The organism is Ensifer sp. LBL, from assembly GCF_050435225.1.
Taxonomy (GTDB): domain Bacteria; phylum Pseudomonadota; class Alphaproteobacteria; order Rhizobiales; family Rhizobiaceae; genus Ensifer.
Window position 1 is genome coordinate 641,316 of sequence record NZ_JBNDJY010000003.1, and the last position, 15,612, is coordinate 656,927.

Consider the following 15,612-nt stretch of genomic DNA (forward strand, 5'->3'; position numbering starts at 1 on the left):
ATAAAGCGCTTCTATACGCTGCGAGGCTTGTGCCAATTTGTCGTCTCGGCAAACGCGCCCGCGAATGCCTGAGCAAACCGAACCTCTGGTCGATCGTCCGGATGGATCAGAAGCGACGGCGGCGCGCGGCACGCCACATCCACCATTGCCGCTGCCATTGGGCCGGGCGGACGGGCTTCTGCAGAAGCCCGTCACCCGCAGCCTCGGCGCGGTTGAGTATAGGCTCGACGAGCGCAAGCGGTATGAAGGCCGGGAAATTCGACGGCGCGATCGCTGCCATCTGCGCACGCGCCTTGGCGAGATGATCCCGCCCGAAGCCCGCGAAAGCCCGGATCGCCTGGCCGATCGCGGCGCTGTCTTCACCGGCGATCAGCGTTTCGCGATCGAGACCGGTGGCGCGCAGCAACTCGGCCGGCAGGTAGACCTGGCCGCGGCGCAAATGCAGCGGCAGCAGCATGAGGAGGCCTGCGACCGTCTGCGCCACACCGCCGTGACCGGCGACTTCGGCCGATTTCGCGGCATTCTCTGGATCAAGCACCAGGGACGAGAGCTGGATCAGCGCCGAGGCGGTCTCGCCGGCATAGCCCTCAAGCGCCGAGCGGTCCTCCATCGGATCGTCGTAGAGATCGAAGATCCGTGCATCGATCATGTTCTCGAACACGGAGACCGGCAGGCGGTGCGTGCGAATGCAGCCAAGAAGCGCTTCAGCAAGCGGATGCCCTTCCCCGGTCGACGCGTCGTTGCCAATGAGGTCCCGCCACCATTGCATGCGGATCTCGCCCGGGATCGGCTCGTGCACGAGATCGCGGATACGCGCAATCTCCGCGTTGAAGGCATAGAGCGCGGCAAGGGCTGGCTGCTTGTCGGCAGGGGCAAGCAGGCAGGCGAGATAGCGGTCGCGGTCCGTGTCCCTGAGGTCAGCCAGGATCTGGGCGGAGTTATCGTGCACGTCGTCTTCCCCAGGTCCGATCAGACGGCGATCAGTGCGACGGCGACGGCGCGCGATTCGGCCAGCATCACATTGTAGGTGCGGACGGCGGCCCCGGTGCTCATGGGATCCGACGATATGTTGGCGGCGCGCAAAGCTGTCTTCACATCGGCCGGCAGCGGGCGAATGTCCTTGCCGGTGCCGACCAGCAGCACCTCGATGTCCTTCGCCTCATCGATGACCTTGTAGAACTTCTCGACCGTCAGCGCATCGCCCTCGGCGACCTCCCATGCATAGACGCCCGAGGGCAGCATCAGGATCGAGCCACGATGCGACATGTCTGCGAAGCGAAAGCCACCATTGCCATAGGCATCGATGGGCGCACGTCCCGGAAAGTGGGCTTCGCGAATTTCAATTCCCTTAGGCATTTCAAACAGCACCCTTCGCCGCGCCGGCGGCACCCGTATCCGCGCCGGAGGCGTTCTCGTCCCCCGGAATGTGGTCTGTCCGCTTCCTGAACAGGATGAGGATCGGCCCGGCGATATAAATGGACGAGATCGTTCCGACGATAACGCCAAACAGCATTGTAACACTGAAGGCGCGGATGAGGCCGCCACCGAAGAGATAAAGCGCTGTCAGGGCCAGAACCGTCGTCAGCGCCGTCAGGATCGTGCGTGACAGCGTCTGGTTGATCGAGGTGTCGATCAGCACCGACAATGGCATGCGCTTGTAGCGTGCGAGATTTTCGCGGATGCGATCGTAGATGACGACCGTGTCGTTCAACGAGTAGCCGACGATCGTCAAAACCGCGGCAATGCTGCCGAGATTGAACTCGATGCCGGTCAGCACCAGGAAACCGATCGTCAGCAGCACGTCGTGCGTCGTGGCGATGATCGCGCCGACGGCGAAGCGCCATTCGAAACGCAGCCACACATAGAGCAGGATCGCCAGGAACGAAACGGCAAGCCCGATGGTGCCGGCACGTGTCAGTTCGCCGGATACGACGGGACCGACCACCTCGACGCGGCGGAAATCATACTCGTCCGAAAGTTCCGAGCGGATGACGCCGGCAGCCGTCTGCTCGGCGTTGTCGCCCGCTTCCTGCGACGGCACCCGAACGAGAACGTCTTCGCCCGAGCCGAGCTGCTGCACCTGGACCTCGCCGAAATTCAGCTCGTCGAGGCGCGCGCGAAGATCGGCGACATCGACTGGTCCGCCCTTGGAATGCAGCTCGATGATCGAGCCGCCCTTGAAGTCGACGCCGAGATTGAGCCCGATGCCGGCAAGCAGCAGGACAGAGGCGAGCGACAAGGCCGCCATCAGGATGAAGACCGGGTTGCGGATCCGCATGAAGCGGATGTCCAGGTCGCTGAAGCGGCCAGTGCGAATACCCTTCGGCAGGCGCTCCGACTTCCAGTGGCGCAGCCAGCGCTTCACGATCAGGCGGGTCACCGTGTAGGCGGTGAAGAGCGTCGTCACGCTACCGATTGCGAGCGTCACGGCAAAGCCGCGCACGGATCCGGAGCCGAGATAGAACAGAATTGCGCTCGCAATCAGCATCGTCAGGTTGGCGTCGAAGATGCTGCTGAACACGCGCGAAAAAGCGTCGTTGATCGTGCGCCGAAGAGGCTCGGCGCCGCGAACCTCTTCCCGCAGGCGCTCGTAGATCAGCACGTTCGAATCGACCGCGACGCCGATCGTCAGAATGATGCCGGCAATGCCCGGAAGTGTCAGTGTCGCGCCCGAGAGGGAGAGCGCCGCGATGATCAGGACAATGTTCAGAGCAAGCGCAATGACGGCAAAGACGCCGAAGACGCCGTAGAAGAAAATCATGGAAGCGGCGACCGCGACCGCAGCAACAAGGCCGGCCTTCAGGCCATCGGCAATGGCGTCGCCACCGACGCCGGGGCCGACCGTCCGCTCTTCGACAAAGGTCAGGGGCGTGGGAAGCGGTCCCGTGCGGACGAGAGCGGCAAGGTCGGTCGCACCTTCGGTCGGCAGATCCGCGGAGATGCGCAAGGTATCGCCGTTGACCGCCTCCGACAGCTTGAGCGTCGCGATGACCTGTCCGTCAAGAACGATCGCTGCGTCCCTTGGCGGCTGCTGCGCCGCAAGGGCGGCAACGCGCTGCTGAGACGCGGCATCGATCTTGATGGCGACCGCCGCGCTTTCGCCGGAAGCATCAGGTTCCGGCTGCGCCGCAACATAATTCGCCGCGGCAAGCAGCGGCGCCTTTTCGACGAGATAGGGCACCGGCGGGTCGTCGAAGGAATAGAGGACTTCCGTTCCGGACGGCGGCTGCCCCTCGACGGCCCGTTGCACGGGCACGGAGGTGTCAAGCATCCGCAGAGCCAGATTGGCCCTTTGGCTGAGCAGGTCCTTCAAGCGCTGCGGATCGCCGAGGCCGGGCACCTGCACGATCAGCCGGTCGTCGCCTCGGCGCTGGATCAGCGGCTCGGTGGCGCCGACTTCGGCAACGCGCCGGCGCACGACATCGATGGACTGCGCCACGGCGAGCGAGAGCCGGTAGTCGATGCCTTCGTCCGTCAGCCGCAGGCGAACCAGTTCATCCGGTTCCGCACTGTCGAACACGACTTCGGAAATCGGCTCGGAGCCGAAGCCACCGATCTCGACAGGCGCCGTCAGCGGCTTCAGCCGCTCGCGAGCGGCTGAAAGTTGCGACCGGTCGCGAACGCGGAAGGTGATCGACTGGCCTTCGCCGGAAAGGCCGATATAGGCGATGTCGGCATCGCGCAGTGATTTGCCGACCTCGTTGGCGATCGTCTCGAGCCGTTCGGCGACAATGTCGCTACGCGCGGCCCGCAGCATGAAATGGGAGCCGCCCTGGAGATCGAGCCCAAGCGCCACCTGGCGGTGCGGCAGCCAAGCCGGAAGCTCGGCTGCCTCTTCCCGGGTCAGTACATTCGGCAGCGCAAAAGCGATGCCGGCAAGCGCCACCAACCAGACGAGGATACGTTTCAACGGCGGTAATCTGCGCATGCCTCAAACGCTCCAGTTGCTTGGCTGGTGATGGCTGTTCCTGCCTTATTCCTTGACAGGCTCGCCCTTGACGCGAACTTCCGACACGCCGCTGCGGACGACACGGATCTTCACGCCATCGGCGATTTCGACTTCGAGTTCGCTGTCGTCGACGACCTTGGTAACCTTGCCGACGATGCCGCCACCGGTCACGACCTGGTCACCGCGACGGATGTTCTTCAGGAGCTCCTCGCGGCGCTTCATCTGAGCGCGCTGCGGACGGATGATCAGGAAATACATAACGACGAAAATCAGCAGGAACGGCAGGATGGACATGAGAATGTCCGCGCCGCCGGCGGAAGGGGCGCCGGCAGTCTGCGCAAAAGCTTCGGTAATGAACATCGATCACTCCTTGAGTTCAAATATCGGCGGTTCCTCCGCGCCAAATCGGCCGGAATATAGGGACGCCCGGCCGCTCTGCAAAGCCGCGGGCACCCGTACCCGTTCCTGTGCCTCTGACACAATTTACACAAGAGGAGAACCCCTCGCGCGGGCCTCGGTGACCTTTTCCAGCGTAAACCTGCGTGCTACCGGGTTTCTGGTGGGACCAGGCCGCGACGCGGTTACGGTAAACACCAGGGCCACGCCGCCTCGAATCAGGACGGTACGGCCAAACACCTGATTCAGCGAGTGGAGAGAGACATATGCCGGAAGCAAAGATCGACGTACTCATCAGGGAAATGCAGAAGCTTTCCGCGGCGATCGAGCGCATGGCAGGACCTGCCGCCGCAGCCAACGACTGGACCGCTGCCGAGTGCTTCGTCTGGGCACCGGCGACGCACCATCTGCAGCCGGTCGCCAAGCCGAACCGCATCGAACTGTCCCTGATCACCGGGGTCGACCACGTCCGCGACATCCTGCTCGACAACACGCTTCGCTTTGCCGAGGGCTTCACGGCCAACAACGTGCTCCTCTGGGGCGCGCGCGGCATGGGCAAATCCTCGCTGGTGAAATCGGTCCATGCGCAGGTTGCGCGCGACACCGGCGTTGCGGTGAAGCTGGTCGAGGTCCATCGCGAAGATATCGCCACCCTGCCGGCGCTGATGGACATTCTGAAGACCGCGCCGGTCCCGGTGATCGTCTTCTGCGACGACCTGTCCTTCGATCACGACGATACGTCCTACAAGTCGCTGAAGGCCGTGCTTGACGGCGGCGTCGAAGGGCGGCCTTCCAACGTGCTGCTCTATGCCACGTCGAACCGGCGGCACCTGCTGCCGCGGCACATGATGGAGAACGAGCAGTCGACGGCCATCAATCCGTCGGAAGCGGTCGAAGAGAAGGTATCGCTGTCCGACCGTTTCGGCCTGTGGCTCGGCTTCCACAAATGCAGCCAGGACGACTATTTGGCGATGATCGACGGCTATGCCGAGCACTATGGCTTCAAGCGCGATCGCGAAACCCTGCATGCCGAGGCGCTGGAATGGGCAACGACCCGTGGCGCGAGATCCGGCCGCGTCGCCTGGCAGTTCATCCAGGATCTCGCAGGGCGCCTGCGCCACAGGATCGACGGGTAGCCAGGCGCGTCGCGAGCGACGCACTCCACCGATATCGTGAAACAGAAAGCACCGCCTGCCCAAAAGGACAGGCGGCGCCATAACATCGGATCGGGGTCTGTTCTGCGACCGATCGAAACTATTCGAGGAAGGTCGCCGGGTTTACCGCGGTGGCATTCTTGCGCACCTCGAAGTGAACCTGCGGCTGGCTTGCCCGGCCGGTCATGCCGGAGGCTGCGAGCGTCTGGCCGCGCTGAACCTTCTGGCCGCGCTGAACCTTGAGTTCCGACGCATTGCCGTAGACCGTGACCGTACCGTCGTCGTGACGGACCAGGACGGCGTTGCCGAGTTCCTTCAGGCTGCTGCCCGAATAGATGACGACACCGTTTTCGGCGGCCTTGATCGGCGTGCCCTCCGGCACCGAGATGTTGATGCCGTCGTTGCGGTTGCCGTCGACATTGGCGCCGTAGCCTGCGACGATCGCGCCGCGCACCGGCCAGCGGTACTTGCTGATGCCGGTCGACTTCGGAGAATCTTCGCCCATGTCGGTCGACTTGCTGGCGACTTCGCTGACGCTCTGCTTGGCAACCGGCGCCTGGTATTCAGCCGGCTTGTTCTTGTCGAGCGAAGCGACCTGCGGCTGCTCTGCCTTCTTCGGAACCGAGGCCGTCTTGACCTGGTCCGGAGCGGCACCATTTGCGCCCGGCAACTGCAGCGTCTGGCCGACGCGGATCGATTCGGCCGTCAGGCCGTTTGCCTGCTTGAGGGCGGCAACGGAGACGCCCGTCGTCTTGGCGATACGGTTGAGCGAGTCGCCCGGCTTGACGGTGTAGGATCCGGTGCCGGCACCCTCGCCGTTCGTTGCCGGCTTGCCTGCAACGACGTCGGACTTGCCTTCGCCCTTTTCGCGGGACTGGGCCGAACCCGGCAGGATCGCGACGTCGCGCTGGTTGACCGGCAGCGGCGACGGCTGGCGGTTGCTGCCATCGAGATCGGCGATCGAGTTGGTGGCGGCGGCCTTGGCCGCGCTGCCTGCGACGCCGAAGGTCGGGATGACGAGACGCTGGCCAGTTTCGACCTGCGCTGCGGACTGCAGGCCGTTGGCCTTCAGGATTTCCTTTTCCGGAACGCCGAAACGCTTGGAGAGAACGGCGACGTTGTCACCCGGGCGAACCATGATCGTCGGGGCGTTCTGTGTCGTCCAGCCGCTCTTGCTTGCGGTTTCCTTGACCGTCGCGGGAAGCGTCTGCTGCGTGGCGAGTGCTGCCTGCTGGCGTGCTGCCGGGAACGGCTGGGCTTCGGGACGCTGATGGGCAGCCTGGCTCGGGTCAGCCAGGGTGTTGCGCTGAACGGAGATCGGGGTCGAGGCGACGCGGGCGTTGGATACAGGCGTGGATGCGGTGTTTACCGGATCGTAGGCACCCTGCCCGGCTGCCGCCGGATAGGGCTGACCGAGAGCCGAGCCGCGGTTATCAACCGGCGCCGCAGCCATCTGACCGACGGACACATCCCCGCGCGGAACCGGCGTTGCGTCTCGGGGAATGGAATTTGTGGTGATGTTGTCGGACCGCGAAAACAGGCCGTCAAACCGGCTTGCATCCGAACTGCAGCCTGTTGCGACGCCTGCCAGCAGGACCGCCACGCAAAGGCGGATCGTCGACTTTCCAACCCCGGGAGATACAAACTTACGCATGACGCTTACCCACTCCGAACGCAACTCGATGTGGATTGATTAAAGCGTATTAGAGTTACCGCGTGGTTAAGGTAGACCCCATCAAAGGACTAATTTGACCAAATGCTAACCATAGGCCGAGCGCCGCCCGTCAAGCGCATGTTAGCAGCAGCCGCCGCAGCGGCCGCCCGGGCAGGAAAGCGTAACGCTAGATCAGTTCGGAATAGAGGCGCTCGATCTCGGACACGGACCGGCGCTCCGTCTGGTCTTCCTCGTAGCTGATGCTCGTCAGATCCCAGGCAAAAATCTGCCTACCGGCCGGCTGCGCCAGGGTTTCGGACTGGGCCGTCTTGTCTTCCTCGAGCAGCACGCTCACCAGCGTCTGGAAGGCGGTATCTCCGTCCGCGCCGCTTGCTTCTTCATATTCGAGCGACCGCAGGCCGGCCACGGCCGCTTCGCGTGTCCCGAAATAGCGCAGACTGTTCTGGTCCTCCGGCCGAAGACCGTCGTAGTAGTCTATGAAGCTCTTGTAATAGGCTTGGTGATCGCCGGAATCGAGAAACCTGCCGAAGGCCTGGTACTCGCGCGAGGCCAGTTGCGGCGACAGGCGGTTGTTCCATTCCTCGCGGGTGAGCGCCGGCTGGCCGTCGGACGCCTTCTTCGTCTGACCGAGATAAAGCAGGGCATCGGCCGAAAGCGAGATGCGTGGCGTCGGATCAAAGAAGGTCGCGGCAAGCGCCTGTGCCGTCTGCTCATCCTTGCCCGCGGAATTCGTCTGGCCGGCATTGCGCCCGGCAAGATTGTTCAGCCCGTCGCCCGATGCTGCCGCCGTCAACCTGTTCGCGATCTGCATGTGCCGTCTCCGTACCTCGCGACCGGTGTCCGCCGACGTCGCAAGGCAAGCGACGACTCACAGGCGGGAACCCTGTCCGTGCACGGCAGGCGTATGGCGCGAAGCTTGCGCGAGGCTGGAGGAAGTTAAGGACTCGTTAATAGTCGATATCGGCGCGAGCCGCGGCTTCTTACCCGAGCGGACGGGATTTAGACGATTAGAGGAACGATGCCAGTTGCGGCACGATCGGAAGGTAAGGCGCGTCGAACAGATCCTCGCGATCGAAGCGGCTGCCCGTGCGGCTGACGCGCACGACCCGACAATGGGTCTCGCTCATCATGATCGGCACCAAAAGGGTGCCGCCGGAAACCAGGTGATCCGAGAACATGCGCGGCAGGCTGTTGAACGCAGCGGTGATGAGGATCCGGTCGAAGGTGCCCTCACCCGGCACGCCGGCACTGCCGTCCGCGTGTCGGACGATGACGTTGCGAATGCCCGTTTTTTCGAGGTTCTTCTGGGCGATGCCGACCAGCGTCTGATAGCGGTCGATCGTCAGCACGCGCTCGGCGACGCGTCCCATGACCGCGGCGGTGAAGCCGCTGCCGGTGCCGACTTCGAGAACACGCTGGCCGGATTTCAGATTGAGGCTGTGCAACAGACGGACCGCAAAGTCGTACCCCTCCATGAACGAACCGCAATCGAGCGGGATCGTTCGCTGCGAATGGGCCTCGGCCTGGTACTGCGGCGGCGCGAAGTAGCTGCGCGGCGTCTGTTCGACGGCCTTCAGCAGGTCATGGTTGGTGATGCCTTCGGCGCGCAGCCGCAGCACCATCTTGGCAAAGCCTTCCTGTTCCGTCACCCGCGCGCTCAATCAACGGCTCCCTCGTTGAGCGCCCGCGCCAGGCGATCCTGGACACTGTAGTCGGTGAGGTCGAGTTTAAGCGGCGTGACCGAGATCATGTTCTCACGCAGGGCGTGAATGTCGGTGCCGGCGCGGAAATCGCCGAAGCGTTCGCCGAAACGCAGCCAGAAATAGGGAAAGCCGCGACCGTCGGTTCGCTCGTCGATAGACAGGCCGAAATCGAGCTTGCCTTGCGACGTCACTTCCGTGCCGGCGACGGTATCCGCCGAGCAGTTCGGGAAGTTGACGTTGAGCAGCGTGCCGTCAGGCAGGTCCACCTTCATCAGCTTGCGGATCAAGGCCGGTGCATGGGTTTCGACAACATCCCAAGGCACCGTCTTTCCGACCGTGTGATTGTAGGCCTGGCTCAGCGCGATCGAGCGGATGCCCTGCAGTGTTCCCTCGATGGCGCCGGCGACGGTGCCGGAATAGGTCACGTCGTCGGCCATGTTGGCGCCGATGTTGACACCGGACAGCACGAGATCGGGCTTGCGATCGAGCACCTTGCGGACAGCCATGATGACGCAATCGGTCGGCGTGCCGCGAAGCGCAAAGCGCTTTTCCGCGATCTGCCGCAGCCGCAACGGCTCCGACAACGTCAGCGAATGGGCAAGGCCGCTCTGGTCCGCCTCCGGCGCGACGACCCAGACGTCGTCAGAAATCGTCCGGGCGACCCGTTCGAGCACCGACAGGCCCTCGGCGTGAATGCCGTCATCGTTTGTCAGCAGGATCCGCATGATGCCGTACTCCCCTCGACGTTCGCTCAGGCAACCTTTTCGATGCGCGTCTGGCCGCCCATGTAGGGAACCAGCACCTCCGGCACCGATATCGAACCATCGTCATTCAGATAGTTCTCGATGACGGCGATGAGCGCGCGGCCGACGGCAACGCCCGAGCCGTTCAGCGTGTGAACGAAGCGCGTTCCCTTGTCTTCCTTGGTGCGATAGCGGGCATTCATGCGGCGTGCCTGGAAATCGCCGCAGACCGAGCACGACGAAATCTCGCGGAACGTATCCTGTCCCGGCAGCCAGACCTCGAGGTCATAGGTCTTGCGGGCGCCGAAGCCCATGTCGCCGGTGCAAAGGGTCATGACGCGGTAATGCAGGCCGAGGCGCTTCAGCACCTCTTCGGCGCAGGCGGTCATGCGCTCGTGTTCGTCGATCGACGATTCCGCATCGGTGATCGACACCAGTTCGACCTTGTTGAACTGGTGCTGGCGCAGCATGCCGCGGGTGTCGCGACCGGCAGAGCCTGCTTCCGAGCGGAAGGACGGCGTCAGCGCAGTGAAGCGCAGCGGCAGCTTTTCGCCTTCGAGGATCTGTTCGCGAACGATGTTGGTCAGCGGCACTTCCGCGGTCGGGATCAGCCAGCGGCCGTCGGTGGTGCGGAAAAGATCCTCGGCGAACTTCGGCAGCTGGCCGGTGCCGTACATCGCATCGTCGCGCACGAGAAGCGGCGGCTGCACTTCGGTGTAACCGTGTTCCTGGGTGTGCAGGTCGAGCATGAACTGGCCGAGCGCGCGCTCGAGCCGCGCCAATTGCCCCTTCAGGATCGTGAAACGCGAGCCGGAAATGCGGGCCGCGCCCTCGAAATCCATCAGGCCGAGTGCTTCGCCGACCTCGAAATGCTCACGCGGCTGGTGGTTCCAGCTGGGCTTCTTGCCGACGACGCTCTTGACGACGTTGCCGCTCTCGTCGGAGCCGACGGGAACATCGTCCAACGGGATATTCGGAATGCGCGACAGGGCATCGCTAAGCTCGGCCTCGATCTTGCGGCTGTCCTCTTCGAGCGCCGGCATGGCGTTCTTGAGGTCAGCCACCTCGGCCTTCAGCCTATAGGCGAGCTCGGCATTCTTCTGCGCCATGGCAGCGCCGATATCTTTCGAGGCCGCGTTGCGGCGCGACTGCATGTCCTGCAGCGCCTGAAGGTTCGTGCGGCGGCGTTCGTCGAGCGCGATCAGAGATGCCGACAAAGGCTCCGCGCCCCGCTTCGCCAGGGCGGCGTCCAGCATCTCGGCATTCTCACGGATCCATTTGATATCAAGCATTTTCGTTCCACGCGTTGGTCAGATCACGGCGCGAAATCTCGAATGCTCAGCCCTTGGCGGGGCCGACCTCTCCGGAAGATCCTTCCTGCGACTCAGCAGCCTCGCTCTTGAGCGCGTCCGCTGCCCGCTGCCTTTCGACGAGTCGCGCCGTATAGATCGAAATTTCGTAGAGAAGGATGGCTGGCAGCGCAAGGCCGATCTGGGAAATCGGATCGGGCGGCGTGAGCACGGCCGCGACAACGAAGGCGATCACGATCGCGTATTTGCGCTTCTCGGCAAGGCCCTGAGACGTCACGAAACCGACACGGGCAAGAAGCGTGGTGATGACTGGCAGCTGGAAGACGAGCCCGAAAGCGAAGACCAGCGACATGATCAGGCTCAGATATTCCGAGACCTTCGGCAGAAGCTGAATGGCCACCTGCCCTTCGCCACCACCCTGCTCCATGGCCAGGAAGAACCACATGACCATCGGCGTGAAGAAGAAATAGACCAGTGCGCCGCCGAGCAGAAACAGGAGTGGTGACGCAATCAGGAACGGCAGGAACGCTGCGCGCTCGTTCTTATAGAGCCCAGGCGCCACAAACTTGTAGATCTGTGCCGCAATTACGGGAAAGGCAATGACCAGCGCACCGAACATCGCGACCTTGATCTGGGTGAAGAAGAACTCCTGCGGCGCCGTGTAGATGAGCTCGACGTTGCGATGGTTGAGGCCCGCCCAGCTCACGGCCCATTTGAACGGCAGCACCAGCAGGTTGAACAGGCCCTTGGCGAAGTAGAAGCAGACGAGGAACGCAATGAAGAACGCGCCGATGGCCCACATCAGGCGCCTGCGCAATTCGATCAGATGCTCGATCAGCGGCTGCGGCCGGTCCTCGATTTCGCCGCTCATGCTTCACCTTTCTTGCGCGCGCTGGTGCGCGGCTTTGACGTCTTGGCAGCAGGCTCAGCCCCTGTCGGCGTCACTTTTTTCTTTTCAGCGGCCGGATTCGCGGGCGCCTTGGCAGCAGACTTTGCCGTGGCCGCCTTGGGCGCTGCCGTTGCCGACTTGGGCGCGGCCTTCTTTACGGCCGGGGCCGGATCGGTTTTCGCCCGGGTCGCACGTTTCGGCTTTTCTGCCGGCACGGCGGCGACCTCTGCGCGCTCGATCTGGCGATTGGCCGAACCGATTGCCGCGGCGGCAACCGCATCTGCAGGCTTGGTTTCGACCGCCGCCGGCGCGACAGCCGGCTCCACGGCGGTCACCGGATCAACGCTGCTCGGTGTCGCGGGCTGGTCGGGCGTTGCCGCCTTCTGCAGGTCCGCCTTGATATCGTTGCCCATCTGGCGAAGCGGATTGATCGCATCGCGCAACGCATTGGCCGGATTGAGGCTTTGCGCGTCGCTGATGGTCTTTCGAACCTCGTCGAGGTCCGCTTCGCGCAGCGCTTCATCGAACTGCTGACGGAAATCCGATGCCATGCCGCGCATCTTCGCAGTCATGCGGCCGAAAGCCCGCAACATTGGCGGAAGGTCTTTCGGCCCGACAACCACGATCAGAACGATTGCGATGACGACGAGCTCGGTCCAGCCGATATCAAGCATGCGATATGTCCTGCAAACCCTTGATGCCGCCGGCCCGGTACGGACACCGGACAGGCTTCACCGACACCAGACTGTTAGCGAACTTCGTCAGACTTGTGGTCAACGGTCTTGCCGTCGAGCGTCTTGTCGGTAGCAGCCGCATCGTCGTCGGACATGCCCTTCTTGAAGCTCTTGATGCCCTTGGCAACGTCACCCATCAGTTCGGGGATCTTGCCGCGACCGAACAAGAGCAGCACCACGACCAGAACGATCAGCCAGTGCCAAATGCTTAACGAACCCATGCTCTTACTCCTCTGAGCCTTCCCCGATTCAGGCTCTATCACATGTCAATTTTCAGGCGTGCCTCAAGCACGCGTCTCGTTGTGACAGACCCTAAGATGCCGAACTGCTTTTTTCAAACAGTAATATATCCCGCTCGTTAACTGAAAGCATTACATCACGCAATCCATGCGGCAATCGGTCCGCCCTGATGCGCGCCCGGACCACCTCCTCACAACGCGGCACGGCAAGCTCCAGAAGCTCGACCACTCCGATGAAGCGACGGGAGAGAATGCGGGCGGGAATGTCGCCACCTTCTTCGCCGACGCGCACCCCGGACAGCCTGACGGCCACCGAGAGGCGCTTGCCTTCCGGGTGGGGGCCGGCTGCAACGCTTCCGACCGGCGTCTCGACGCGGCCGCCACGAACCTGGGCATCGAAGACGTTGATTTCCGAGAAGAAACCGGCGGCAAAAAGATCCCGCGGCTCGCGGTAGAGTTCATCGGCCGTTCCCACCTGAACGAGGCGCCCGTCCTTCAGGAGCGCGATGCGATCCGCCATGCGCATCGCCTCTTCAGCGTCATGCGTGACGACGATCGCAGTTGCCCGCGTTTCCCTGAGGATCGCGAGGGTGTCGGCACGGATGGAATCCTTGAGGCGCGAGTCGAGGCCGGAAAAGGGTTCGTCCATCAACAGCACCGCCGGACGCGGCGCGAGCGCGCGGGCAAGCGCCACGCGCTGCTGCTCGCCGCCCGACAGCACATGCGGATACTGATCGGCATAGTGCGACAGGCCAACACGCTCGAGTGCCGCATCCGCCTGGATCAGGCCTTCCTTCTTAGGGATCGCCGTCAGACCGAAGCGGACGTTGTCACGGATCGTCATGTGCGGGAAAAGCGCGAAGTCCTGGAACATCAGCCCGACGCCACGCTTTTCCGGGGGCAGGAAAACAGAGGGACCGGAGATTTCCTGGCCGTTGAGCATCAGACGCCCGGCGCTCTGCCGCTCGATGCCCGCGGCGATGCGCAGCAGGGTCGTCTTGCCGGATCCCGAAGGCCCGAGCAGGCACAGGACCTCGCCGGCCTTAGCCGCCAGGCTGACGCCCTTGATCGTTTCCTTGGCGTGATAGCTGTGATGGATATCTTCGAAGGTCAGGCTCGCCGCGAAAGAGACGCCCGCTGTCCGTCGCGTGGTCATGACGGGAGCGTCCTGCGGATCTGAAACCATGCTCTTGCATTCCTTGACACCAGTGGCGCAGGGCCAGCAGGGCCCGACGCCATGGAAAGCCGATATCTATAATCAGGTTTTTCTAATCGGCTTCTTCGCCCTTCGGTGTCAAGAGCCCCAGTTCCTCCAGATCGAGCTGGGTGATCGGATCCTCGTTCTCGGCGAGTTCGTCGTCGCCGGTCGGAACAGGGATGTTGAGGTTCGAAGGCACGCGGCCGGAAAGCAGCCCGGCGCCCTTCAATTCCTCGATGCCCGGCAGGTCGCGCAGTTCCTCAAGGCCGAAGTGATCGAGGAAGTCGCGCGTCGTGCCGAAGGTCACCGGACGTCCCGGTGTGCGCCGGCGCCCGCGAAAGCGGACCCAGCCCGCCTCCATCAACACGTCGAGCGTGCCCTTCGAGGTCTGCACGCCGCGGATATCCTCGATCTCGGCGCGCGTGACCGGCTGATGGTAGGCAATGATCGACAGAACCTCGAGGGCGGCTCGTGAAAGCTTGCGGACCTCCTGTTCGTCGGTCTGAACGACGAAGGAGAGGTCGGCGGCCGTGCGGAAGGCCCAATGGTCTGCCACCTGGACAAGGTTGACGCCGCGCGTCGCATAAAGGGCCTTCAGCCGGAGCATGATCGCGCGCACATCGGCACCCAGCGGAAGCCGGCTCTCGATGTAAGCCTCGGACACCGGCTGCGCCGAAGCGAACACCAGGGCTTCGGCGATACGCTCGGCTTCCTGCTCAAGCCGTGGATCGAAAGATGCCGCTTCGATCTCGTCCTCCTCGTCGGGAACGCCAGGCAGGTACTTCTGGGCTTCAGCCACGGGCTGCCTCCATCTCGGCAAGGGTCTCCGCATCGATCGGATTTGGTCCGCGTCGAAGATAGATCGGCGCGAAGGCTTCTTCCTGGCGAATTTCGAGGCGGCCCTCGCGAACCATTTCGAGCGACGCGGCAAAGGAGCTGGCGATTGCCGTTGCCCTCTCCTTCGGCGTCGTCATGTAGCGAACGAGAAAGTGATCGAGCGCCGTCCAGTCGTCGAGGCCGCCGATCATACGGGCCAGGATCAGCCGCGCATCGGACAGCGACCAGACGTGGCGCTTCTCGATCGTCACCTGGGTGATCGCCTGTCGCTGGCGCAGGCTCGCATAGGCGCTCAGCAGATCGTAGAGCGAAGCGTCGAAACCGGATTTCCTCTCGATGACGATATGCTCCGGTGCACCGCGGACGAACACGTCCCGGCCAAGCCGGTTTCGGTTGATGAGCCGCGTCGCCGCCTCGCGCATCGCTTCCAGCCGCTTCAGCCGGAAGGCGAGCGCCGAGGCCATCTCTTCGCCAGAAGGACCGTCATCCTTCGCCTGCTGCGGAATCAGCAGCCGCGACTTCAGATAAGCGAGCCACGCCGCCATGACGAGGTAATCGGCCGCAAGCTCGATGCGGATGCTGCGCGCCCGCTCGATAAAGGCGATGTATTGCTCGGCGAGCGCCAGGACGGAAATGCGCGAAAGATCGACGCGTTGGCTTCGGGCGAGATGCAGCAGCAGGTCGAGCGGGCCTTCGAAGCCGGCGATATCGACCACCAGCGCTTCCTCATGCAGTCCGCGCTCGGCAGTCTCGTCCTGCCACAGCGGGTCCATCGGCGCCTTCGA

General features: G+C 63.4%; 16 protein-coding genes. 1 reads left to right on the forward strand and 15 read right to left on the reverse strand.

The genetic code is table 11. The features are described from left to right. Positions 1 to 106: 106 nt before the first annotated feature. The 4 genes from OKW20_RS14750 to yajC are packed head-to-tail and all read right to left on the reverse strand — an operon-like array spanning position 107 to position 4,309. The gene (locus OKW20_RS14750) at positions 107 to 949 is read right to left on the reverse strand and encodes a phytoene/squalene synthase family protein (RefSeq protein WP_429173195.1); all 843 of its coding nucleotides are present in this window, start codon (positions 947 to 949) and stop codon (positions 107 to 109) included. Between the two features lie 20 nt (positions 950 to 969). Further along, entirely contained in the window at positions 970 to 1,356 is a 387-nt protein-coding gene (locus OKW20_RS14755) for an Mth938-like domain-containing protein (RefSeq protein ID WP_429118367.1), read from the reverse strand. Between the two features lies 1 nt (position 1,357). Further along, the gene (gene secDF / locus OKW20_RS14760) at positions 1,358 to 3,928 is read right to left on the reverse strand and encodes a protein translocase subunit SecDF (RefSeq protein WP_429173198.1); all 2,571 of its coding nucleotides are present in this window, start codon (positions 3,926 to 3,928) and stop codon (positions 1,358 to 1,360) included. A gap of 45 nt (positions 3,929 to 3,973) precedes the next feature. Further along, complete coding sequence (gene yajC, locus OKW20_RS14765) at positions 3,974 to 4,309, reverse strand: preprotein translocase subunit YajC (RefSeq protein WP_034796611.1); 336 nt, start codon at positions 4,307 to 4,309, stop codon at positions 3,974 to 3,976. 302 nt (positions 4,310 to 4,611) lie between these two features. On the opposite strand from yajC, the gene OKW20_RS14770 reads away from it, so the two are divergent. Continuing rightward, positions 4,612 to 5,481 (forward strand): ATP-binding protein, encoded by an 870-nt coding sequence (locus OKW20_RS14770; RefSeq protein ID WP_192446066.1) that lies wholly within the window; start codon positions 4,612 to 4,614, stop codon positions 5,479 to 5,481. Positions 5,482 to 5,599: 118 nt separating this feature from the next. On the opposite strand, the gene OKW20_RS14775 is transcribed toward OKW20_RS14770, so the two are convergent. The 11 genes from OKW20_RS14775 to OKW20_RS14825 all read right to left on the reverse strand — a co-directional run bounded on the left by OKW20_RS14775 (position 5,600) and on the right by OKW20_RS14825 (position 15,600). Beyond that, positions 5,600 to 7,153 carry a peptidoglycan DD-metalloendopeptidase family protein gene (locus tag OKW20_RS14775; RefSeq protein WP_429173200.1) on the reverse strand — a complete coding sequence of 518 codons (1,554 nt, stop codon included), beginning with the start codon at positions 7,151 to 7,153 and terminating at the stop codon, positions 5,600 to 5,602. A 187-nt stretch (positions 7,154 to 7,340) separates the two neighbouring features. Continuing rightward, positions 7,341 to 7,985: a biotin biosynthesis protein BioC gene (locus OKW20_RS14780; protein ID WP_429173203.1), complete on the reverse strand. Its 645-nt coding sequence runs from the start codon at positions 7,983 to 7,985 to the stop codon at positions 7,341 to 7,343. A 196-nt stretch (positions 7,986 to 8,181) separates the two neighbouring features. Then, positions 8,182 to 8,835, reverse strand: a complete 654-nt coding sequence (locus tag OKW20_RS14785) for a protein-L-isoaspartate(D-aspartate) O-methyltransferase (RefSeq protein WP_043611598.1) — start codon at positions 8,833 to 8,835, stop codon at positions 8,182 to 8,184. Further along, entirely contained in the window at positions 8,832 to 9,602 is a 771-nt protein-coding gene (surE, locus tag OKW20_RS14790; protein WP_192446062.1) for a 5'/3'-nucleotidase SurE, read from the reverse strand. Before surE ends, OKW20_RS14785 begins: the two co-directional genes overlap by 4 nt. A gap of 26 nt (positions 9,603 to 9,628) precedes the next feature. Then, positions 9,629 to 10,912: a serine--tRNA ligase gene (gene serS, locus OKW20_RS14795; protein ID WP_429173206.1), complete on the reverse strand. Its 1,284-nt coding sequence runs from the start codon at positions 10,910 to 10,912 to the stop codon at positions 9,629 to 9,631. Between the two features lie 46 nt (positions 10,913 to 10,958). Further along, positions 10,959 to 11,801: a twin-arginine translocase subunit TatC gene (gene tatC, locus OKW20_RS14800; RefSeq protein ID WP_429118382.1), complete on the reverse strand. Its 843-nt coding sequence runs from the start codon at positions 11,799 to 11,801 to the stop codon at positions 10,959 to 10,961. Next, positions 11,798 to 12,493 (reverse strand): Sec-independent protein translocase protein TatB, encoded by a 696-nt coding sequence (gene tatB, locus OKW20_RS14805; protein ID WP_429173209.1) that lies wholly within the window; start codon positions 12,491 to 12,493, stop codon positions 11,798 to 11,800. The genes tatC and tatB overlap by 4 nt, the downstream gene beginning before the upstream one ends. A 74-nt stretch (positions 12,494 to 12,567) precedes the next feature. After that, positions 12,568 to 12,774 carry a twin-arginine translocase TatA/TatE family subunit gene (locus OKW20_RS14810; RefSeq protein WP_043611585.1) on the reverse strand — a complete coding sequence of 69 codons (207 nt, stop codon included), beginning with the start codon at positions 12,772 to 12,774 and terminating at the stop codon, positions 12,568 to 12,570. Positions 12,775 to 12,865: 91 nt separating this feature from the next. Continuing rightward, positions 12,866 to 13,978 carry an ABC transporter ATP-binding protein gene (locus OKW20_RS14815; RefSeq protein ID WP_043611584.1) on the reverse strand — a complete coding sequence of 371 codons (1,113 nt, stop codon included), beginning with the start codon at positions 13,976 to 13,978 and terminating at the stop codon, positions 12,866 to 12,868. An 82-nt stretch (positions 13,979 to 14,060) separates the two neighbouring features. Then, positions 14,061 to 14,789 carry an SMC-Scp complex subunit ScpB gene (gene scpB / locus OKW20_RS14820; RefSeq protein WP_043611581.1) on the reverse strand — a complete coding sequence of 243 codons (729 nt, stop codon included), beginning with the start codon at positions 14,787 to 14,789 and terminating at the stop codon, positions 14,061 to 14,063. Next, a complete protein-coding gene (locus tag OKW20_RS14825) occupies positions 14,782 to 15,600 on the reverse strand; it encodes a segregation and condensation protein A (protein ID WP_429173212.1) in 819 nt (272 codons plus the stop codon). The genes scpB and OKW20_RS14825 overlap by 8 nt, the downstream gene beginning before the upstream one ends. Positions 15,601 to 15,612 lie beyond the last annotated feature (12 nt).

Coding starts and splice junctions, on each gene's coding strand:
- OKW20_RS14755 (WP_429118367.1), bottom strand. CDS start 1,356: ATGCCTAAGGGAATTGAAATTCGCGAAGCCCACTTTCCGGGACGTGCG.
- secDF (WP_429173198.1), bottom strand. CDS start 3,928: ATGCGCAGATTACCGCCGTTGAAACGTATCCTCGTCTGGTTGGTGGCG.
- yajC (WP_034796611.1), bottom strand. CDS start 4,309: ATGTTCATTACCGAAGCTTTTGCGCAGACTGCCGGCGCCCCTTCCGCC.
- OKW20_RS14770 (WP_192446066.1), top strand. CDS start 4,612: ATGCCGGAAGCAAAGATCGACGTACTCATCAGGGAAATGCAGAAGCTT.
- OKW20_RS14775 (WP_429173200.1), bottom strand. CDS start 7,153: ATGCGTAAGTTTGTATCTCCCGGGGTTGGAAAGTCGACGATCCGCCTT.
- OKW20_RS14780 (WP_429173203.1), bottom strand. CDS start 7,985: ATGCAGATCGCGAACAGGTTGACGGCGGCAGCATCGGGCGACGGGCTG.
- surE (WP_192446062.1), bottom strand. CDS start 9,602: ATGCGGATCCTGCTGACAAACGATGACGGCATTCACGCCGAGGGCCTG.
- serS (WP_429173206.1), bottom strand. CDS start 10,912: ATGCTTGATATCAAATGGATCCGTGAGAATGCCGAGATGCTGGACGCC.
- tatC (WP_429118382.1), bottom strand. CDS start 11,801: ATGAGCGGCGAAATCGAGGACCGGCCGCAGCCGCTGATCGAGCATCTG.
- tatB (WP_429173209.1), bottom strand. CDS start 12,493: ATGCTTGATATCGGCTGGACCGAGCTCGTCGTCATCGCAATCGTTCTG.
- OKW20_RS14810 (WP_043611585.1), bottom strand. CDS start 12,774: ATGGGTTCGTTAAGCATTTGGCACTGGCTGATCGTTCTGGTCGTGGTG.
- OKW20_RS14815 (WP_043611584.1), bottom strand. CDS start 13,978: ATGGTTTCAGATCCGCAGGACGCTCCCGTCATGACCACGCGACGGACA.
- OKW20_RS14825 (WP_429173212.1), bottom strand. CDS start 15,600: ATGGACCCGCTGTGGCAGGACGAGACTGCCGAGCGCGGACTGCATGAG.